General features: G+C 45.2%; 18 protein-coding genes. 15 read left to right on the forward strand and 3 right to left on the reverse strand.

What is annotated here, in order from left to right; translation table 11 throughout:
• Positions 1–14 precede the first annotated feature (14 nt).
• The 8 genes from EYA81_RS09950 to EYA81_RS09985 all read left to right on the forward strand — a co-directional run bounded on the left by EYA81_RS09950 (position 15) and on the right by EYA81_RS09985 (position 11,170).
• The gene (locus tag EYA81_RS09950) at positions 15–932 is read left to right on the forward strand and encodes a glycosyltransferase (protein WP_119961738.1); all 918 of its coding nucleotides are present in this window, start codon (positions 15–17) and stop codon (positions 930–932) included.
• Positions 933–946: 14 nt separating this feature from the next.
• Entirely contained in the window at positions 947–2,254 is a 1,308-nt protein-coding gene (locus EYA81_RS09955; RefSeq protein ID WP_117599807.1) for a glycosyltransferase, read from the forward strand.
• Between the two features lie 64 nt (positions 2,255–2,318).
• Positions 2,319–4,160, forward strand: a complete 1,842-nt coding sequence (locus tag EYA81_RS09960) for an ABC transporter ATP-binding protein (RefSeq protein WP_117599806.1) — start codon at positions 2,319–2,321, stop codon at positions 4,158–4,160.
• Positions 4,161–4,331: 171 nt separating this feature from the next.
• Positions 4,332–6,170 (forward strand): ABC transporter ATP-binding protein, encoded by a 1,839-nt coding sequence (locus tag EYA81_RS09965; RefSeq protein WP_117964280.1) that lies wholly within the window; start codon positions 4,332–4,334, stop codon positions 6,168–6,170.
• 493 nt (positions 6,171–6,663) lie between these two features.
• Positions 6,664–7,743, forward strand: a complete 1,080-nt coding sequence (locus EYA81_RS09970; protein ID WP_131225697.1) for a Gfo/Idh/MocA family protein — start codon at positions 6,664–6,666, stop codon at positions 7,741–7,743.
• A 66-nt stretch (positions 7,744–7,809) separates the two neighbouring features.
• Positions 7,810–9,297, forward strand: a complete 1,488-nt coding sequence (locus EYA81_RS09975) for a Gfo/Idh/MocA family protein (protein ID WP_005825899.1) — start codon at positions 7,810–7,812, stop codon at positions 9,295–9,297.
• 72 nt (positions 9,298–9,369) lie between these two features.
• Complete coding sequence (locus EYA81_RS09980; protein ID WP_117599803.1) at positions 9,370–10,245, forward strand: DUF1080 domain-containing protein; 876 nt, start codon at positions 9,370–9,372, stop codon at positions 10,243–10,245.
• Positions 10,246–10,267: 22 nt separating this feature from the next.
• Entirely contained in the window at positions 10,268–11,170 is a 903-nt protein-coding gene (locus EYA81_RS09985; protein WP_117599802.1) for a sugar phosphate isomerase/epimerase, read from the forward strand.
• A 93-nt stretch (positions 11,171–11,263) separates the two neighbouring features.
• Here the strand turns inward: EYA81_RS09985 and EYA81_RS09990 are convergent, their stop codons facing one another.
• Entirely contained in the window at positions 11,264–11,899 is a 636-nt protein-coding gene (locus EYA81_RS09990; RefSeq protein ID WP_057281933.1) for a viroplasmin family protein, read from the reverse strand.
• A gap of 117 nt (positions 11,900–12,016) precedes the next feature.
• Here EYA81_RS09990 and EYA81_RS09995 point away from each other — a divergent pair, with 117 nt between their 5' ends.
• The 6 genes from EYA81_RS09995 to EYA81_RS10020 all read left to right on the forward strand — a co-directional run bounded on the left by EYA81_RS09995 (position 12,017) and on the right by EYA81_RS10020 (position 17,051).
• Positions 12,017–12,619, forward strand: coding sequence for a nitroreductase family protein (locus EYA81_RS09995; protein ID WP_117964278.1), 603 nt, complete (start codon positions 12,017–12,019; stop codon positions 12,617–12,619).
• 62 nt (positions 12,620–12,681) lie between these two features.
• A complete protein-coding gene (locus tag EYA81_RS10000; protein ID WP_117599800.1) occupies positions 12,682–13,209 on the forward strand; it encodes a shikimate kinase in 528 nt (175 codons plus the stop codon).
• A gap of 135 nt (positions 13,210–13,344) precedes the next feature.
• Positions 13,345–15,237: a biosynthetic arginine decarboxylase gene (gene speA / locus EYA81_RS10005; protein WP_117599799.1), complete on the forward strand. Its 1,893-nt coding sequence runs from the start codon at positions 13,345–13,347 to the stop codon at positions 15,235–15,237.
• A gap of 1 nt (position 15,238) precedes the next feature.
• Positions 15,239–16,009 (forward strand): acetylglutamate kinase, encoded by a 771-nt coding sequence (argB, locus tag EYA81_RS10010; RefSeq protein WP_117599798.1) that lies wholly within the window; start codon positions 15,239–15,241, stop codon positions 16,007–16,009.
• Positions 16,010–16,069: 60 nt separating this feature from the next.
• The gene (locus tag EYA81_RS10015; protein ID WP_117599797.1) at positions 16,070–16,579 is read left to right on the forward strand and encodes an RNA polymerase sigma factor; all 510 of its coding nucleotides are present in this window, start codon (positions 16,070–16,072) and stop codon (positions 16,577–16,579) included.
• A complete protein-coding gene (locus tag EYA81_RS10020) occupies positions 16,569–17,051 on the forward strand; it encodes a hypothetical protein (RefSeq protein ID WP_117599796.1) in 483 nt (160 codons plus the stop codon). The genes EYA81_RS10015 and EYA81_RS10020 overlap by 11 nt, the downstream gene beginning before the upstream one ends.
• A 300-nt stretch (positions 17,052–17,351) precedes the next feature.
• On the opposite strand, the gene EYA81_RS10025 is transcribed toward EYA81_RS10020, so the two are convergent.
• Complete coding sequence (locus tag EYA81_RS10025; RefSeq protein ID WP_117599795.1) at positions 17,352–18,212, reverse strand: head GIN domain-containing protein; 861 nt, start codon at positions 18,210–18,212, stop codon at positions 17,352–17,354.
• Between the two features lie 287 nt (positions 18,213–18,499).
• Here EYA81_RS10025 and EYA81_RS10030 point away from each other — a divergent pair, with 287 nt between their 5' ends.
• Positions 18,500–19,210, forward strand: a complete 711-nt coding sequence (locus EYA81_RS10030; RefSeq protein WP_131225698.1) for a SprT family zinc-dependent metalloprotease — start codon at positions 18,500–18,502, stop codon at positions 19,208–19,210.
• 320 nt (positions 19,211–19,530) lie between these two features.
• On the opposite strand, the gene EYA81_RS10035 is transcribed toward EYA81_RS10030, so the two are convergent.
• Positions 19,531–19,929: a hypothetical protein gene (locus EYA81_RS10035; protein ID WP_117599793.1), complete on the reverse strand. Its 399-nt coding sequence runs from the start codon at positions 19,927–19,929 to the stop codon at positions 19,531–19,533.
• Between the last annotated feature and the right edge of the window lie 17 nt (positions 19,930–19,946).

Here is a 19,946-nt window from a genome sequence, read left to right on the forward strand (position 1 = left end):
TGTTATAACTAAAGATGGAGAAAAAACTGGCAATAATTATACCTGCTTATAAAGCTCGTTTTTTGAGAGAAACTCTGGATTCAATACTTAAGCAGAATAGTTCAGAATTTATTGTATATGTGGGTGATGATGCGAGTCCGGAGAATATAGAAGGGCTTGTCCATGATTATGATGAGAAGTTAGATATTGTTTACCATCGGTTTAGTACGAATCTTGGAGGCGTAGATTTGCCTGGGCAGTGGGATAGATGTATTGCTTTATCCAATGAGCCGTTGGTTTGGCTTTTTTCTGATGATGATATAATGCCGTTTGATGGGGTTAAAAGAGTAATGCAGGCTGTTGAGAAATATGGAGATAAGCTGGTGTGTATGCGTTTCCCTTTAATGGTAATAGATGCTTGTGGTAACATGAAATATCAGAATCCTCCTTTTGAAACGGAACGGATTTCTGGATATGAGTTTTTATTGGATAAGTTATCAGGAAAGATTAGTTCGGCTGCTTGTGAGTATGTTTTTAGCCGTGATGTTTGGAAACAAATAAAAGGTTTTGTGAAGTTTCCGTTTGCATGGTGTTCGGATGATGCTACTTGGGCAAGTTTTGCCGATTTAACAGAAGGAATTATTTCTCTACCTGGGAGGGCTGTGTGTTGGCGAAATGTAGAAGGTGAGAATATTAGTAATTCTGTAGGTTTTGATAAGGAAAAGCTTAGAGCAACAGGCCTTTTTTTTAATTGGATAAACAGACATTATCCTTGCAATCTTAGAGATGCTAGATTGAGAAAAGCTTTAGAAGCTTATACTCATACGATTTTGTCTTGCTCAGTTCGTGGTAACTTCAGTTTGTGTGATCTTGTCCGTTTATGTTATGCTCTTGGTAAAATAGATTATGTTGCCGCTTTACACGTGGCGTATCGCCATTTGTTGAAAAAATGAGTTTTTGAGAAAATATGAAAAAGATACTTTTTATAATTCCCTATATTCCATATCCTTTAGATTCAGGAGGTAATCAGGCCTTTTTTAATATGGTTAATTATATCCGTAATCGAATGTCGGTGTCAATTTTGCTTTGCTCAAAATCCGAAGAACATGATAAAAATATAGTGGCCCTGAAAAAATTGTGGGCAAATGTAGATTTTTTTGTATATAAATGGCCTAAAAAGAAATCTGTACATATTGAAGTCCGTAATCCATTATATTACAATGTTTTGAAAAGAGTGAAGGCTTCTGTGGAGCGCAAAATGAGAAGGCAGATTGTGAATATGGGGGTAGATATGGAATCAGGTTTAGATCCAGTTCGCGAGAATTCTGCTCTTTTAAGATCGGTTTTTGAGCCCCTTGAATCTGGATATGCTCAATATATTTGTCAGGTTATAAAGCAAGGATATGATATTATTCAGGTTGAATTTTATGAATTGATTTCTGTAGGATATTTATTGCCGGAAAATGTACAAACGATTTTTGTGCATCATGAATTAAGATATGTCCGTAATGCTAATGAAATGTCTTTGTTTGAAGAGATGACAGATGAAGATCGCATGCTTTTCTCTGTGGCAAAGGACTATGAGCGAGCTGCCTTGCTAAAATATAAGCATGTAATTGCTTTGACTGAAGTAGACAGACAACTGCTGATTGATTTTCTTGGTCGTAAAGAACGTATTTATGCTTCTCCAGCGGTGGTGCAGATGTCAGATACTTCTATTGAAGAATTTACTCCGGCAATTACTCATAGATTAACGTTTGTTGGAAGTGGAGATCATTATCCGAACTTAGATGCGATTACTTGGTTTTGCAAAGAGGTGGCTCCTTATTTGCATAAGCAAGGATTCTCTTTTGATTTTAGGGTTGCAGGACGGTGGGATTGCTCTCATATAGTAAGACTTTCTTCTGTTTGTCCAGAAATAAAATTTGTAGGTTATGTGGAGGATTTGAGTGATTTTCTTAAAGGTAGTATTGCTCTTGTTCCTATACGCATCGGTAGTGGGTTGAGAATGAAAATATTAGATGCTGTATCTTTGGGCATTCCTTTTGTTACTACTTCTAAAGGAGTAGAGGGGATTAGTTTTAATGATAATGAAGAGTGTTTAAAGGCGGATACAGCTATGGATTTTGCAGATGCGATTATTAGGTTGGCTAATGATAGTAACATGCAGTGTAGACTTGTTTTACAAGCTAAACGTAAATTAGAAGATTTATATGATTGGAAAAAGATGTTAGAACAGCGTATAGCTATTTATTCTCATATTCTGAATTTTTAAAATTTTTATTTTGAGTATTTAGGTATTTTCGTGTAATTTAGCAATTTAATTATAATCAAAACTTATGGTAAAACAGTTTTTCTCTTTGATGAAGCGATATATCATGCCGTATCGCAAGTATTTAACGTGGGCATTGATACTGAATTTCCTTTCTCAATGGCTGAACGTTTTTTCTTTTATGGCTATTATTCCTATTTTAAACATATTGTTTAAGATTGACACTAAAGTGTATGAATATATGCCCATGGACTGGGGAAACTTTGACAAAGATGTTCTTATTAATAATGCTTATTATTGGATCAGTAATTTTGTTTTGGAACATGGCGCTTTTCTTACACTTGTTATGATGGGATGTATATTGGTTTTTATGACGTTATTGAAGACTGCAGGTTACTTCGCTTCTTCTGCAATTATGGTCCCTCTTCGTACAGGTATTGTTCGTGATATCCGTATTCAAGTATATAATAAAGTATTGGAGTTGCCTCTTAGTTTCTTTTCTGAGGAGCGTAAAGGGGATATTATTGCTCGTATGAGTGCGGATGTTACTGTTGTTGAGAATTCTTTAACCAGTTCCATTGACATGTTAATTCGTAATCCGATAGCTCTTTTGGTTTGCTTTGTCACTTTGTTTACTGTAAGTTGGGAGATGACTTTGTTTGTCCTTATAATTCTTCCATTGGCTGGATGGCTCATGGGAATAATCAGCCGTAAATTGAAAAGACAATCATCAGCGGCACAAGCCCAATGGGGAGATATAATGTCTCAATTGGACGAAACCTTGGGAGGATTACGTGTGATTAAAGCTTTTCTTGCAGAAAAGAAAATGTCTGCGCGTTTTGCAAAGACCAATAATGAATTTAGAAATGCTGTGAATGAAATGGTAATCCGTCAGAGTTCAGCTCATCCGATGAGTGAATTTTTGGGTACTTGTATCATCGTTATCGTATTGCTGTTTGGTGGTTCATTGATTTTGAGTAATACTTATTCTCCCATGGATGCAGCCACTTTTATTTTCTATTTAGTTATTCTTTATAGTATCATTAATCCCTTAAAAGAGTTCTCTAAGGCTTTTTATAATATACCTTTAGGGCTTGGCAGTATGGAACGTATTGACATGATATTAAAGGCTGAGAGCCATATAAAAGATCCTATGCAGCCCTTATCATTAAATGGCTTTGAGAATAAATTGGAATTTCGTGATGTAAGTTTCAGTTATATAGAGGGAAGACCAGTTTTGAAACATATTAATTTGACGGTTCATAAAGGTAAGACTATTGCTCTGGTAGGACAGTCAGGATCAGGAAAATCCACTTTAGTAGATTTGGTTCCTCGTTATCATGATGTCACAGAAGGAGCCTTATTGATAGATGGTAAGAATGTGAAGGATGTTTCCATAAGCAGTTTAAGGTCATTAATAGGCAATGTGAATCAGGAAGCTATTCTGTTTAATGATACTTTTTTTAATAATATTACATTTGGTGTCGAGAATGCTACGATGGAGCAGGTTGTTGAAGCTGCAAAGATAGCTAATGCACATGATTTTATTATGGAAACTGAGAAAGGATATGATACTATGATTGGTGACCGTGGTGGGCGTTTGTCTGGTGGGCAAAGACAACGTGTCAGTATAGCGCGTGCGATTTTGAAGAATCCTCCTATTTTGATTTTGGATGAGGCCACTTCTGCACTTGATACAGAGAGTGAACGTTTGGTGCAAGAAGCTTTGGAACGTTTGATGAAATCACGTACTACCATTGCCATTGCCCACCGTTTGTCTACAATCAAAAATGCAGATGAGATATGCGTACTTTATGAAGGTGAAATTGTGGAACGTGGAACGCATGATGAGCTTATAGCTCTTAATGGATATTATAAGAAACTGAATGATATGCAGTCACTTTCATAAATATATTTTGTGAGGAATATATGACTATTGATGGTCAGTGATTTTTTATGTAGACAGCGGATTAGTTAATAGTCCGCTGTCGTTTTATATTTAGAGATAAGCATCGAACTTAGATGTTTTTCATTTTATTCTTGTACCTTTGCAACCTTATAATTCACTTAACTACAATCAATGAAGGAATTCCTACAACTGATGCGGCGCTTTGTGTCGCCTTACAAGAGATATATCGGTTGGGCAATCGTGCTCAATGTGCTGTCCGCTATATTCAACGTCTTTTCATTTACATTGTTAATTCCTATCCTTAACATCCTTTTCAAGACTGGGGCGAATACCGAGGTATATCACTTCATGGAGTGGGGAAACGGCAGCTTGAAGGAAGTGGCGGTGAACAACTTCTACTACTACGTCACCCAGATGATTGAGACACACGGGCCGCAGATGACACTGCTGTTCATGGGGCTCTTCCTTGCTTTCATGACCATGCTGAAGACCTCCTGCTACTTCGGTTCTTCTGCTATAATGGTTCCTTTGCGTACGGGAGTAGTACGCGATATCCGTGTGATGGTCTATTCCAAAGTGATGCACTTGCCACTTGGTTTTTTCTCTGAAGAAAGAAAAGGGGACATCATTGCACGTATGAGCGGTGACGTAGGCGAAATTGAAAACTCCATTACCAGTTCACTGGATATGTTGCTCAAGAATCCTATCCTGATTCTGCTTTATTTTTCCACTTTGATTGTAACCAGTTGGCAGCTGACCTTGTTTACTGTCCTGGTATTGCCGGGTATGGGCTGGCTGATGGGAAAGGTCGGCAAGAAGCTGAAACGCAAGTCGCTGGAAGCCCAGGGGAAATGGAGCGACACGATGTCGCAACTGGAAGAGACGTTGGGCGGACTGCGCATCATCAAGGCTTTCATAGCCGAAGACAAGATGGTGGACCGTTTCAAACAATGTAGCAACGAGCTGCGTGATGCCACCAACAAGGTAGCCATCCGTCAGTCGTTGGCACATCCTATGAGCGAATTCCTCGGTACGTTGCTCATTGTATTGGTTCTGTGGTTTGGTGGTCTGCTTATTTTGGGCGATGGTACTTCCATGGAAGCTTCAACGTTCATTTTCTATATGGTGATTCTGTACAGTATCATCAATCCGTTGAAAGACTTTGCAAAGGCAGGATACAACATTCCAAAGGGTCTGGCATCCATGGAACGTGTGGACAAAATACTGAAAGCCGAGAATCCCATTAAGGAACCGGTAAACCCGTTGCCGCTGCACGGGATGAATGACCGGATTGAATTTAAGGACCTCTCCTTCAGTTACGACGGCAAGCGCGAAGTGTTGAAGCACGTCAATCTGATGGTGCCCAAAGGACAGACCATTGCACTTGTCGGCCAGTCCGGTTCCGGCAAGTCGACATTGGTGGATTTGCTGCCGCGCTATCACGATGTGCAGTTGGGTGAGGTTACAATTGACGGTGTGAATATTAAGAATTTTCGCATCCACGACTTGCGTGCGTTGATAGGAAACGTGAACCAGGAGGCCATCCTGTTCAATGACACCTTCTTCAACAACATTGCCTTCGGTGTGGAAAATGCAACTATGGAGCAGGTGATCGAAGCGGCAAAGATTGCCAATGCCCACGACTTCATCATGGAGACCGAACTCGGTTATCAAACCAACATCGGCGACCGTGGCGGCAAGCTTTCCGGCGGACAGCGCCAGCGCATCAGTATTGCCCGTGCCATCCTGAAGAATCCGCCCATCCTGATACTCGATGAGGCTACTTCCGCACTCGATACCGAAAGCGAACGACTGGTGCAGGAGGCTCTGGAACGGCTAATGAAGACCCGTACCACGATTGCCATCGCCCACCGCCTTTCCACCATCAAGAATGCGGATGAGATTTGTGTTCTTTATGAAGGTGAAATCGTGGAACGTGGTAAGCACGAGGAACTCCTTGAGAAGAACGGCTATTATAAGAGGCTGAATGATATGCAGTCTCTCTCATAGAAATAAAATTCTGCGTACTTTGCTTCCACCCGCTTGTGCTATGTTGTTATGACTAAAATAGGAAGTTAATTCATTGTAAGGCAATGTGTTGATTTCGTGTATCCCTTCTTGTTGATACTTTGTAAATAGGAAGTTAATTTCCTGCAAACAGCATATTAATTCTTCTTTCTCTTCTATACTTCTTACGCAGAATCTATGATGTAGGTGGGTGTTGATGGCTGCCGGCAGAGTGTTTCACGGCTTGTTAGGCAATGATGAATAAAGGGCGTTCTTTTGCCTTTTACGCTTTTTTAATATCTGCTTGCTTCCATTCTATCACTAATTATCCTATTTTTGCAAAGAACACATACATAAACATTGCAAATATCATGAAAAAATTATATCCAACGTCTACGACGACAGCTACTATGACTATCAGTCCAAGTACTCTTAATCATGTAATTCAATTGACCCCGATAATACTATAACTGTAAATATTTAATATTCGCCTACCATGAAAATAAAAGTTGGTTTGATAGGGTTCGGTAGAATGGGGCAAATGTATTGGGAGGAAATGCAAAAAAGCGGTCGATGGGACATCGCATATATCTGCGATACCGATCCGGACTCCCGAGAATTGGCAAGAAACCTTTCCCCTTCATCCAGAATCATATCTGATGAACAAGAAATCTTTGACGACCAGAGTGTAGAAGCTGTTGGTCTTTTTGCATTGGCAAATTCCAGAAAAGAACAAATAGAGAAAGCTGTCCGAAGCCATAAGCACATCCTGACGGAGAAACCCATTGCCGATACCATTGACAAGGAATGGGAAATTGTGGATCTGATTGAAAAGTATGACCGTATTGCTGCTGTCAACCTTTATCTGCGCAACTCCTGGTATCACCAGGCTATGAAGCAGTTTATCGATGAAGGCGAAATTGGCGAACTGGCCATCTTGCGCATCTGCCACATGACTCCGGGATTGGCGCCGGGCGAGGGACACGAATATGAGGGTCCCGCCTACCACGACTGCGGCATGCACTACATAGACATTGCCCGCTGGTATGCCGACAGTGAATACAAGACCTGGCATGCGCAAGGCATGCGGATGTGGGACTACAAGGACCCTTGGTGGGTACAGTGCCACGGTACGTTCGAGAACGGCATCGCCTTCGATGTTACACAAGGATTCGTCTACGGACAACTCTCCAGAAACCAGACTCATAATGCATATACGGACATTATCGGTACAAAAGGTATCGTGCGCATGACGCATGATTTCCGGACTGCCGTGGTGGAGCTTCACGGCGTGAACCGTACGCTTCGCCTGGAGAAGCCGTTTGGCGGGAAGAACCTGGATAAGCTATGCAATATTATGGCCGACTCCATCGAGAGCGGGAAACGCGATCCGAGATTGCCGCAGATGCGAGACTCGGCCATTGCTTCCCAATACGGATGGACCTTCCTGGAGGATGCGCGCCGCCACGACCTGCCCGGCATAGGCGACTTGCAGACGCTGGAGGAAATCAGGGAGCGCCGGAGGCATATGAAGGAAGGTTACGGACTGCTCCGTCCGAAGAAGACGGTAGTCTGATGCCTATTGTAATAAGAAGTGTTTTAAAACTTAATTATATTAACCGATTTTAAAATCTAAAGAACCATGTCGAAATTTACAAGAAGAGAGTTTCTTAAGACCGGAGGTTTAGCTTTGGCGGGTCTTACCATTGCTCCAAGCAGCATTTTGGGTAAGAGTCACGGACACGTACCTCCCAGTGACCGTTTGAACATTGCTGCCGTAGGTATCGGTGGTATGGGACACACTAACATTAATCATGTGAAGGCTACGGAAAATATCGTGGCGCTGTGTGACGTAGATTGGCGCTACGCGAAAGGTGTGTTCGATGAGCTTCCCAATGCGAAAAAGTATTGGGATTATCGTAAGATGTACGATGAGATGGGCAAGGACATCGATGCCGTTATCATCGCTACGGCCGACCATACACATGCCATCATCACTGCTGATGCCATGACGATGGGCAAACATGTATATTGCCAGAAACCGTTGACGCACTCCGTATACGAGTCCCGTCTGCTTACTCGCCTGGCCGCTTCTACGGGAGTAGTTACTCAGATGGGTAACCAGGGTTCTTCGGACGAAGGTACCGACTTGGTGTGCGAGTGGATATGGAACGGCGAAATCGGTGACGTGACAAAGGTGGAATGTGCTACCGACCGTCCCATCTGGCCGCAAGGATTGAATGTTCCCGAGAAGGAAGACCGCATTCCCAAAACTCTGAACTGGGATTTGTTCACCGGTCCTGCCAAGATGAATCCGTATAACGAAATCTATCATCCCTGGAACTGGCGCGGATGGTGGGATTATGGTACGGGTGCTTTGGGCGATATGGCTTGTCACATCCTGCACCAGCCGTTCAGAGCTTTGAAGTTGTTGTATCCTACCAAGGTAGAAGGTTCGTCTACATTGTTGCTCAATGCCTGCGCTCCGCAAGCACAGCACGTGAAGCTGACTTTCCCCGCACGTGAAAATATGCCGAAGGTGGCTATGCCCGAAGTGGAAGTTCACTGGTATGATGGCGGCATGATGCCCGACCGTCCGAAAGGCTTCCCCGAAGGAAAGCAACTGATGCAGAGCGGTGGCGGTCTGACTATCTTCCACGGAACGAAGGATACGCTGATTTGCGGTTGCTACGGACAGAACCCGTGGTTACTTTCTGGTCGTGTGCCCAATGCACCGAAGGTTTGCCGCCGTGTGCCGAAGGCTATGAATGGCGGTCATGAGATGGACTGGGTACGTGCTTGTAAGGAAAGTCCTTCCAGCCGCGTAATGCCTAAGTCTGACTTCTCCGAAGCAGGACCGATGAACGAAATGGTGGCAATGGGTGTATTGGCTATCCGTCTGCAGGGCCTGAACAAGACACTGGAATGGGACGGAGCCAACATGCGCTTTACCAATATTGGCGACGACGAGACATTGCGTACAGTCATCAAGGACGGCTTCAAGATACACAACGGCCATCCAAGCTTCGACAAGACATGGACAGATCCGGTAAATGCCAAAGCTTTTGCAGAAGAGCTCATCAAGCATAACTACCGCGAAGGCTGGAAGTTGCCCGATATGCCCAGATAAACATTAAAAGGGGCATCAGAACTTGTTTTCTGATGCTCATAAACGAATACTAATCATTTAATTTTTCAGATTATGAAGAAAATATATTATCCTTTGGCTTGTTGCCTTATCGGAGGTATGCTCGCCTCTTGCGGTGGCGGTGCAAAGAAATCGAACGCTACGGAAGAAGCCGCAGCTCCTACTACTACTGCGGTGTCTTACTCCAAGTCTTTGAAAGCGCCTGAAACGGACAGTCTGAATCTGCCGATTGATGCGGACGGTTATATTACTATTTTTGATGGAAAGAGCCTGGACGGATGGCGTGGATACGGTAAGGATAAAGTGCCTTCCAGGTGGATTATTGAGGATGGTTGCCTCAAATTCTGTGGAACCGGTACCGGTGAAGGACAGACCGGTGAAGGTGGTGACTTGATTTTCGCCCATAAGTTCAAGAATTTTGAGTTGGAACTGGAATGGAAAATTTCGAAAGGTGGTAACTCCGGTATCTTCTATCTGGCTCAGGAAGTTACTTCAAAGGATAAGGACGGCAACGAAGTGCTGGAACCCATCTATATCTCTGCTCCTGAATTCCAGGTGTTGGACAACGCCAATCATCCGGATGCCAAGCTGGGCAAGGACAACAACCGTCAGGCTGCTTCCTTGTATGATATGATTCCTGCTGTTCCGCAGAACGCCAAACCTTTCGGTGAATGGAATAAGGCCAAGATTATGGTATACAAAGGCACTGTAGTTCACGGACAGAACGATGAAAATGTACTGGAGTATCACTTGTGGACCAAGCAGTGGACTGATATGCTCCAAGCCAGCAAGTTCAGCGAAGAAAAATGGCCTTTGGCTTTTGAACTGTTGAACAACTGTGGTGGCGAAAACCATGAAGGCTTTATCGGTGTACAGGATCATGGTGATGATGTTTGGTACCGCAACATCCGTGTAAAGGTTCTCGACTGATTCCTTCTAAAAAGATAGTACTATGAGAATCAAACATATGATGATTTTGTCAGCACTGTGTTTATCCATGATGGCCACAAGCTGTAGCAGCCAGAGTAGGGAAACGACGCCGGAAACGACGAAAAAGGAAGTTGCCATACAGCTCTACTCTGTGAGAGACTTGGTGAAAGACGGTAGTAACCTTGACCAGATTTTGAAGGACTTGGCTGATATGGGATATACCAGTGTGGAGGCCGCCAACTACAATGACGGTAAGTTCTACGGCAAGACTCCCCAGGAGTTCAAGCAGATGGTGGAAAAGAGCGGTATGACCGTGCTTTCTTCGCACACTACCCACGGGTTGTCGGACGAGGAACTGGCTTCGGGCGACTTTACGGAAGCCTTGAAATGGTGGGATCAGTGCATTGCTGCCCATAAGGAGGCCGGTATGGAGTATATCGTGACTCCGTATCTCTCCGTTCCCAAGACATTGAAAGACTTGCAGACCTACTGCGACTATTACAATGAGGTGGGCAAGCGTTGCCAGGCTGCCGGTCTGAAATACGGTTACCACAATCATGCCCATGAATTCCAGAAAGTGGAAGACAAGGAGCTGATGCTGGACTACATGCTGCAACACACCAATCCCGAATATGTATTCTTCCAGATGGACGTTTACTGGGTAGTACGTGGCCAGAACAGCCCGGTGGATTACTTTAACAAGTATCCCGGACGCTTCACCATGCTCCATATCAAGGATCACCGCGAGATTGGGCAGAGTGGTATGGTAGGTTATGATGCTATCTTCAAGAATACGGATACTGCTGGCGTGCGCCACATCGTAGCTGAGATTGAGAAATACAGCTGCCCCGTAGAAGAGAGTGTGAAGCAGAGTCTTGACTACTTGCTTGATGCTCCTTTCGTGAAGGCATCGTATAGCAAATAAAACATGATGGCGGCTATTCATTCATAAGCTCGGCCGCATCATTTTCTTGACGCGGGCACAACCGGATGAAGAATCCGGGGTGCCCGCGTTTTTTTACTTCCTTCCGAAGTCGGCCGGAATTTCCCCCCATTGCTTTGTCTCCCATTTTAGGATGCGGGTGGTGTAGGTGTTTTCGCGCAACCACTTCTCCGCACGTTCTATCAGGCAGAAAAGCTCTTCGGTCTTGGCGTCGCGCGGCAGTTTGGTCTTGCATTTTTTCTGTTTTATCCAGTTGATGGCGTTCACGCTGTCACTGTAGATGGGCATGTCGAAACCTTTCTGTTTCAACAAGGCAAGTCCGTGGACAATGGCGAGGAATTCGCCGATATTGTTGGTTCCATACATCGGCCCGAAGTGGAAGATTTCCTGACGGCTGGCGACGTGTACTCCCCGGTACTCCATGGCACCGGGGTTTCCGCTGCAAGCCGCGTCTACGGCAAGGCTGTTTTCCGCGACGGCGGTGGGAAGGGGAGCGTCGGCGCCGGGAATAGTCTTGGCAGGAGAAGGGGCTGACCGCTTGATGTACGCGTACGGCGAAGAGGCAAAGGCTTTTTCCGCTTCCTCGCGTGATTCGAATGACTTGTATTTTGCTCCTTCGTAGCCTTTGGTCTGCAGTTGGCAGTCTGTCCAGGAAGTGTAGATACCCGGGCTGACTCCCGCCCATACGACGTAATATTTTTCTTTCTTCATAACTGCGGACAAAGGTAAAAAAGAAAATCCGAACAACTTAACTCTTTCATTTGTTTCTTTGTATGGCGGATATAAAATAAAGAAGAGAAGACTCAATAAAAAAAGAAAGGACAAAAAATGAAGAGAACATTTGCAGAAGCCATGGCGCATCGCCGTAGTTATTACTCTATCGGCAGCGATTCGCCAGTACTGGATGAAGAAATAGTACACATTATTCGTGAAGCCGTAAAGAATGTGCCGTCAGCTTTCAATTCACAGTCTACAAGAATTGTATTGTTGCTGGGCGACGAACATAAAAAATTGTGGAACATCGTGAAGGAAACCCTGAAAGCACGCATCTCTGCCGAGGCTTTTGCCAAGACGGAAGCCAAGATTGACGGCTGCTTTGCCAGCGGACACGGTACTGTGCTCTATTTTGAAGACACTTCTGTAGTCAAGAAGCTGCAGGAAGCATTCCCTTCCTATAAGGATAATTTCCCCACTTGGTCACAGCACACCTCCGCTATGCACCAGTTTGCCATCTGGACTATGCTGGAAGATATGGGGTTGGGCGCCTCCCTGCAACACTATAACCCCTTGATTGACGACGAGGTACGCCGCACCTGGAACCTGCCCGGCGACTGGATGATGATTGCACAGATGCCCTTCGGTACACCCACCGGTGAACCAGGAGAAAAGGAATTCGAAGATTTAAGCAAGCGTATCAAAATTTTTCTCTGATACAGAGGCGTTTTCAGCTTGGAATTGCTACCTTTGCAGGAAACCTGTAACTCGTAGCAGATATGATGCGTATTTTCTTGACCGGCTACATGGGAGCCGGTAAAACTACTTTAGGAAAGGCTTTTGCCCGCGAAATGAATGTGCCGTTCATTGATTTGGACTGGTACATCGAAGAACGTTTTCACAAATCAATCCGTGAATTGTTCACCGAGCGGGGAGAAGCCTCTTTTCGTGAATTGGAGCGAAACATGCTGCATGAAGTAGGGGAATTTGAGGATGTCGTGGTTTCTACCGGTGGCGGTACTCCTTGTTTTTTTGACAATATGGAGTATATGAACGGTTGCGGGCAGACGGTGTTCCTGGATGTACACCCCGATATTCTGTTCCGCCGGCTCCGGGTGGCGAAGCAGCAGCGCCCCATCCTGCAAGGCAAGACGGACGAAGATTTGCGCACCTTCATTGTGGAGGCGCTGGATAAGCGTGCGCCTTTCTACTCGCAGGCCCGTTATCGCTTTGATGCCGGTTATCTGGAGAGTCGCAGCCAGATTAGCGAATCCGTGCAACGGTTACGCCAACTTTTAGGACTTTAATCCCTTGTAAATGTGTATTTTTCAGTCCGATGAGCTGGATGTATTAGATTTATGTGTATTTTTGTCGCCCCTTTTATAAAACACACTATAGTGGGAAAATAGTAAATTGTAAATAGTCTAATAGTAAATGTACTGATGAGAAAATGGCGTATTGAAGATTCAGAAGAGCTGTACAACATAACTGGTTGGGGCACTTCGTACTTTAGTATCAATGACAAAGGTCATGTTGTGGTGACACCGCGTAAGGATGGGGTTGCCGTCGATTTAAAAGAGTTGGTGGACGAGTTGCAGTTGCGCGATGTAGCGGCTCCGGTATTGGTGCGTTTTCCCGATATTCTGGACAACCGAATCGAGAAGGTGTCCTGCTGCTTCAGACAGGCCGCCGATGAGTATGGGTATAAAGGAGAGAACTTTATTATCTATCCCATCAAAGTGAATCAGATGCGTCCTGTGGTGGAAGAGATGATTAACCATGGGAAGAAGTTCAATCTAGGTCTGGAAGCGGGTTCAAAGCCGGAGTTGCATGCTGTGATAGGGGTCAATACAGACCCGGACTCCCTCGTGGTCTGTAACGGATATAAGGACGAGAGCTTCATTGAATTGGCACTGTTGGCGCAGAAAATGGGCAAACGCATTTTTCTTGTTGTAGAGAAACTTAATGAGTTGAATCTTATTGCCAAGATGGCGAAGCAATTGAAAGTGAAACCCAACATTGGAATTCGCATAAAATTGGCTTCCAGTGGAAGTGGCAAATGGGAAGAAAGTGGGGGAGATGCCAGCAAGTTCGGACTGACATCCAGTGAACTGCTTGAAGCGCTGGACTTCCTGGAGAAAAAGGACATGAAGGACTGTCTGAAGCTGATACATTTCCATATCGGCAGTCAGATAACCAAGATACGCCGCATCAAGAATGCCTTGCGTGAAGCTTCGCAATTCTTTGTGCAGCTGAACAAGATGGGATTCAACATCGAATTCGTGGATACCGGTGGCGGTATGGGAGTTGATTATGACGGTACACGTTCTTCAAGCAGCGAAAGCTCCGTCAACTATTCCATCCAGGAATATGTCAACGATGTGGTGTCGACATTTGTTGATGCTGCCAACAAACACGGCTTTCCTCATCCCAATATCATTACCGAAACGGGACGTAGCTTGACTGCCCATCACTCCGTGCTTATCTTTGAAGTACTGGAAACGGCTTCCCTGCCCGAAATGGATGACGACTGGGAACCGGGAGAGGATGCCCACGAACTGGTGAAGGAACTGTATGACATCTGGGACAACCTGAGTCAGCGCAGCATGCTGGAACCCTGGCACGATGCACAGCAGATACGCGAAGAGGCACTCGACCTTTTCAGTCATGGCATCGTCGACTTGAATACGCGCGCGCAGATAGAGAAACTCTATTGGAGTATCTGCCGCGAAATTAACTCCATTGCCAGCGGCATGAAGCATTGCCCCGAGGAATTCCGCAAGTTGAGCAAGCTGCTTGCCGACAAGTATTTCTGTAATTTTTCGCTGTTCCAGTCATTGCCCGATTCCTGGGCCATCGACCAGATGTTCCCCATCATGCCCATACAGCGGCTGGATGAAAGACCCGACCGCGAGGCTACTTTGCAGGATATGACTTGCGACTCTGACGGTAAAATAGCTAATTTCGTCAGCTCGCGTGCCGATACGACGACCCTGCCGCTGCACTCGTTGCGCGACAAGGAGCACTATTATCTGGCGGTTTTCCTCGTAGGGGCCTATCAGGAGATTCTGGGAGATATGCACAATCTGTTCGGTGATACGAATGCTGTGCATGTGTCTGTCAATTCCAAAGGCTACACCATTGACCAACTGATTGATGGAGAGACGGTGGCAGAGGTGCTGGACTACGTGCAATATAATCCTAAGAAACTGGTACGTACGCTGGAAACTTGGGTGACGCAATCCGTCAAGGAAGGGCGTATCTCTGTGGAAGAAGGAAAGGAATTCTTGTCTAATTACCGTTCCGGACTGTACGGATATACTTATTTGGAATAAAATGGAGAAACTGACTGTAATAAAGGTGGGTGGCAAGATTGTAGAAGAGGAAGCCACCCTCTATAAGTTATTGGATGACTTTGCAGCCATCGAAGGCTACAAGGTCTTGGTACATGGAGGCGGACGCTCAGCTACGAAGCTCGCCGCCCAACTGGGGATTGAAAGCAAAATGGTGAATGGCCGTCGTATCACTGATGCCGAAACGCTGAAAGTGGTAACAATGGTGTATGGCGGGCTGGTGAATAAGAATATCGTCGCTGGCTTGCAGGCGCGCGGTGTCAATGCACTGGGCTTGACGGGAGCCGATATGGATGTAATCCGTTCGGTTAAGCGTCCCGTGAAGGAGGTGGACTATGGGTTTGTGGGCGATGTGAAGCAGGTGAATGCTGCTTTTTTGGCAGACCTCATTCATAAGGGTGTGGTTCCCGTGATGGCTCCGCTGACGCACGATGGAGAGGGGCACATGCTGAATACGAATGCCGACACCATTGCCGGAGAGACTGCCAAGGCTTTGGCGGGCTTGTTCGATGTTACTTTGGTGTTCTGCTTTGAGAAGAAAGGGGTGCTGCGTGACGAGAACGACGATGATAGCGTGATTCCACAGATAACACCGGAGGAATTCAAGCAATATGTAGCCGATGGAGTGATTCAAGGTGGCATGATTCCAAAATTGGAGAACTCTTTCGAGGCGTTGAATGCGGGTGTGTCCGAAGTCGTAATCACTTTAGCATCAGCCATCAACGGGAACAGTGGAACCCGTATCCGAAAATAATTCAAAAAAAACGGCAATAGACTGTAACTTTCTGAATACTTAACCGTCAATTTATTAGAGATGCAAGAACTCAGCTTTCGCAATGACATTCTCCCGCTGAAGGATAAGCTTTTTCGGTTAGCCTTAAGAATTACGTTTGATAGGGCAGAGGCAGAGGACGTTGTGCAGGAAACGCTGATAAGGGTTTGGAACAAGCGTGACGAGTGGTCGCAGTTTGGTTCTATTGAAGCCTATTGCTTGACTGTGGCAAGAAATCTGGCGATAGACCGTAGCGAGCGAAAAGACTCCCGTACCGTGGAGCTACTCCCCGAAATGGAGCAAGTCTCCGATGCATCGAGCCCTTACGAAAAGCTGGTGAACAAGGAACGGATGGCGTTGATACATCGGTTGATGAGCAAGCTTCCCGAAAAACAGCGGTTGATTATGCAGCTTAGGGATGTGGAAGGTAAGAGCTATAAAGAAATAGCAGCGGTCCTGAACTTGACCGAGGAGCAGGTAAAAGTGAACCTCTTCAGGGCGCGGCAAAAAGTAAAACAAACGTTTATTGATATAGAAGGTTATGGACTCTAAATATATAGAACAACTCTTGGAACGCTACTGGCAGTGCGAAACTTCTTTGGAAGAGGAAGCATGCCTGCGTGCTTTCTTTAGCGGTAACGATGTTCCCGGACACTTGCTTCGCTACAAGGACTTGTTCGTATATCAGCAGCTTCAGCAGGAAGTGCATTTGGGTGAGGATTTTGATGCCCGGGTGCTTGCCGAAGTAGAAGTTCCGGTGGTCAAGGCAAAGCGCATGACATTGACCGCACGTTTCATGCCGTTGTTCAAAGCCGCTGCAGTAGTGGCAGTGGTCCTTTCTATGGGGAATGTGATGCAACATTCATTTTTCTCGGATGTAGAGGAGGTGGCCGCAGCCGATACTATCGGTAAACAGATTTCCGCACCGTCGGTAGCTCTTTCGGGAGATGTGCCCGTGTCTCATGAAAAGCAGGTAATGGATAGCCTGCGTCGGGTGGACAAGGGTCTGGAAATCAGTGAATAGATATTTTCATTTGCTTTTAAAATAACATTTTCATTTGCTTTAAACATAATAGTTAGTGTGCTTTATTAAAACAACTTGAGGCTGTGAAGTTTCAATTCTCTCAAAATCTTATAAAAACTAACTAAAATAGAAGGGACGCTGCGTGATGCAGCGTCCCTTTATTGTTTGTACGCCCAGCATGGGTGGATGCACAAAGAACGAAGAACTTCCTCGCGGGAGTCCTTCGTCATCTTTATAGGTAATTATTTGAGAGAGAATTTAGTTTAGGTTCATTAATCTTAAAGTCTATATTTTCCAATGTTAAAGCTTATACAGTCCTTTTTTCGGATAGTCCAGTTCCGGATTACCCTTGTAGCCCACACTGCCGCTTCCGCTAGTGCGTACTTTTAGGAAATCTGTGGCATGGCACTTGATGTCGCCTGAACCGGCAACACTGGCGGATGCTTTCTTGGCAACGAAATCGGAAGCAAACAAATCACCTGAACCTGCCACGCTGTATTCAGCTTCTTGGGTGCTGCCGCTCAGGATAGCGGTACCCGAACCGGCAACGGATGCTTTGGTGAAGTTGGCCGTTACGTTGTTCAGCTTCATGTCACCTGAACCTGCAACGGATACTTGGAGGTCATTGCAAGTGATGTCGCTGCTGTTGATGTCTCCCGAGCCTGCGATGGAAATATCGAGGTCTGTGCAGGAGATGTTGTTCCCATTGATGTCACCCGAACCTGCCACAGAGATTTTGAGGTTGTCTGTCTTCAGTCCGTTTTTCAGTTCCACGTCTCCCGAACCTGCAACGGCAATGCCGTTCAACTTTTCTGCGGACACACGTACTTCCAGTTTATTATAGGATACGCTGACATTCTTCTTGAAGCCGATGTAGAGGGTATTGTCCTTGACACGGATATCCAGTAAGTCTACAATGTTGTCCGAGGTGTATACTTCCACTGTCGGTTTGCCGGACTTCTGTGTGTAGGTCACGTCGGGGCTGCCGGCTACACTCAGCTTGGTGAAATTGTCCACTTTTATGTCTTTGGTTACATAGTTCTTGCTTGCCTTGACTGTTTTGCTGCCGAAGCCTCCGGAACGGTATGTGTGTTGTTGTGAACAAGCGGTTGTACTGAATGCCAATAAGGCGATTGCGATAAATGTTGTTAGAGCTTTCATATTCTTTTGTTTTTTGTGATTTAGTGTTTATTAGTTAGACGTGAACTGCCTTGAAAAAGTTGCATGTAGAAATGCTTTTTTCAAAAGAAACCAGTTCAGCATACTTTAATCAATTATTGTGCCATAAGTGTAAAATGGTGATTGTTAAAGGATAGCCGTTTTTGTGCAGTGTTCATTATCGGACACTCCGTCCGCTTTTGTCAGGTATTTGCTTGCGTTTTTGGATGATTCTTTGTTCATTTGCAAAGCCTCTTCCCACCCCTTTCCTATGGGAGAGGCTTTGATTTATGACAGTAAACCGCATTATAGAAGATAAAGAGCTTGGCCCTTTGTTTGTCCGGGTCAATGCCCGGGCACGGCGTCTTACTTTCCGTACAAAGGAAGATGGAATTTACGTGACTGTGCCTCCCCGGACTTCTCTTGCCGAGATAGAGAATGCCATCGAGCAGCTTCGTCCGCGTCTGAAGGCTGCCAGACAGAAGCAGGTCAGAAAGCTGATTGATTTGGATTACCGCATTGATACGGAGTTCTTTAAACTGACATTGGTCAGCGGACAACGGGAACGGTTCTTGTCCCGTTCGGAATTGGGGGAAATGCAGATAATCTGTCCTCCTGATGCCGATTTCTCGGATGAGAAGTTGCAGGCTTGGCTACGCAAGGTAATTGAGGAAGCTTTACGGCGAAATGCGAAAATTGTTCTTCCGCACCGTTTGTATATGCTTTCCATGCAGCACAACCTTTCTTACAAGAGTGTGAAGATAAATTCCAGCAGTGGGCGTTGGGGAAGCTGTTCGGCACAAGGCAATATCAACCTTTCCTATTATCTGGTACTTCTTCCCAAGCATCTGATAGACTACGTGCTACTGCACGAACTGGCACATACCCGCGAGATGAATCACGGGGAGCGTTTCTGGGATTTGCTCGATCGGATGACTGATGGAAAGGCACAAGCATTGAGAGCGGAGCTTCGGAAATATCAAACGAAAATAAATGATTAGAGATTAGTATGGGTGTATCACGGTAAGTAGTTCCTTGTTTTGCAGACAGTGATACTGCAAAACCACTGCATACCTTTTGCACTGTCACTGCACTCCTTTTGCAGTGCTGCTGCAACACCTTTGCAGTGACACTGCAACTGTTTTGCAGTAACGCTGCAAAAGGTATGCAGTATCGCTGCAGTGTCACTGCAGGAGTTGTGTAATGTCTTTGCAGTGCCACTGCAAAAGTTATGTGGTGTCTTTGCAGTGGCTGTTGGTAAGCCAGGAAACAGCTTGTCGACTCCGAAATATGAGAGCAAAATGCCTCAAACTTTTTATCCCTAATTTTTTGCCAACTGCTTTACCTCTTCCCCTTCCTTCTCGAACCGGTATTCTCCTCCTTTTTCGCTTAGCTCAAATAAGGAAAGCTTTTCAGTTGCATTGTTTACAATCATGAGTGCGTTTTGCTCGGCAAAGCGTTTCACTTCGATGGTGAAAGGTTCTTCTGCAATGGTGCGGTTCACTAGCAGGCTGTCGTTGATGAATATGGAAGTGGAATCTCCGGCAAATCCTTTCGTCAGTGTGATGGTGTATGTCTCGATGAATTTGCGTTCTCCTTCTTTCCGTTGTTGCAGCCTCATGCTCATGTAGACAAAGATGACAACTACAAAAATCACGGCGAAAGCAAGGATGCCGTTGCCTATCATAAACTGTTTGTTGGTGTTCAGTCGGTGTGCCATGGATAAAAAGGTTTTTT

The organism is Bacteroides sp. A1C1 (assembly GCF_004328515.1).
Classification (GTDB): domain Bacteria; phylum Bacteroidota; class Bacteroidia; order Bacteroidales; family Bacteroidaceae; genus Bacteroides; species Bacteroides uniformis.

Excerpts from the sequence above, each read along its gene's own strand:
- EYA81_RS09950 (WP_119961738.1), top strand. The coding sequence starts at position 15 with ATGGAGAAAAAACTGGCAATAATTATACCTGCTTATAAAGCTCGTTTT.
- EYA81_RS10015 (WP_117599797.1), top strand. The coding sequence starts at position 16,070 with ATGCAAGAACTCAGCTTTCGCAATGACATTCTCCCGCTGAAGGATAAG.
- EYA81_RS10035 (WP_117599793.1), bottom strand. The coding sequence starts at position 19,929 with ATGGCACACCGACTGAACACCAACAAACAGTTTATGATAGGCAACGGC.
- EYA81_RS09985 (WP_117599802.1), top strand. The coding sequence starts at position 10,268 with ATGAGAATCAAACATATGATGATTTTGTCAGCACTGTGTTTATCCATG.
- EYA81_RS09965 (WP_117964280.1), top strand. The coding sequence starts at position 4,332 with ATGAAGGAATTCCTACAACTGATGCGGCGCTTTGTGTCGCCTTACAAG.
- argB (WP_117599798.1), top strand. The coding sequence starts at position 15,239 with ATGGAGAAACTGACTGTAATAAAGGTGGGTGGCAAGATTGTAGAAGAG.
- EYA81_RS09960 (WP_117599806.1), top strand. The coding sequence starts at position 2,319 with ATGGTAAAACAGTTTTTCTCTTTGATGAAGCGATATATCATGCCGTAT.
- EYA81_RS09980 (WP_117599803.1), top strand. The coding sequence starts at position 9,370 with ATGAAGAAAATATATTATCCTTTGGCTTGTTGCCTTATCGGAGGTATG.
- speA (WP_117599799.1), top strand. The coding sequence starts at position 13,345 with ATGAGAAAATGGCGTATTGAAGATTCAGAAGAGCTGTACAACATAACT.
- EYA81_RS10000 (WP_117599800.1), top strand. The coding sequence starts at position 12,682 with ATGATGCGTATTTTCTTGACCGGCTACATGGGAGCCGGTAAAACTACT.
- EYA81_RS09990 (WP_057281933.1), bottom strand. The coding sequence starts at position 11,899 with ATGAAGAAAGAAAAATATTACGTCGTATGGGCGGGAGTCAGCCCGGGT.
- EYA81_RS10030 (WP_131225698.1), top strand. The coding sequence starts at position 18,500 with ATGACAGTAAACCGCATTATAGAAGATAAAGAGCTTGGCCCTTTGTTT.
- EYA81_RS09995 (WP_117964278.1), top strand. The coding sequence starts at position 12,017 with ATGAAGAGAACATTTGCAGAAGCCATGGCGCATCGCCGTAGTTATTAC.
- EYA81_RS10020 (WP_117599796.1), top strand. The coding sequence starts at position 16,569 with ATGGACTCTAAATATATAGAACAACTCTTGGAACGCTACTGGCAGTGC.
- EYA81_RS10025 (WP_117599795.1), bottom strand. The coding sequence starts at position 18,212 with ATGAAAGCTCTAACAACATTTATCGCAATCGCCTTATTGGCATTCAGT.
- EYA81_RS09955 (WP_117599807.1), top strand. The coding sequence starts at position 947 with ATGAAAAAGATACTTTTTATAATTCCCTATATTCCATATCCTTTAGAT.
- EYA81_RS09970 (WP_131225697.1), top strand. The coding sequence starts at position 6,664 with ATGAAAATAAAAGTTGGTTTGATAGGGTTCGGTAGAATGGGGCAAATG.
- EYA81_RS09975 (WP_005825899.1), top strand. The coding sequence starts at position 7,810 with ATGTCGAAATTTACAAGAAGAGAGTTTCTTAAGACCGGAGGTTTAGCT.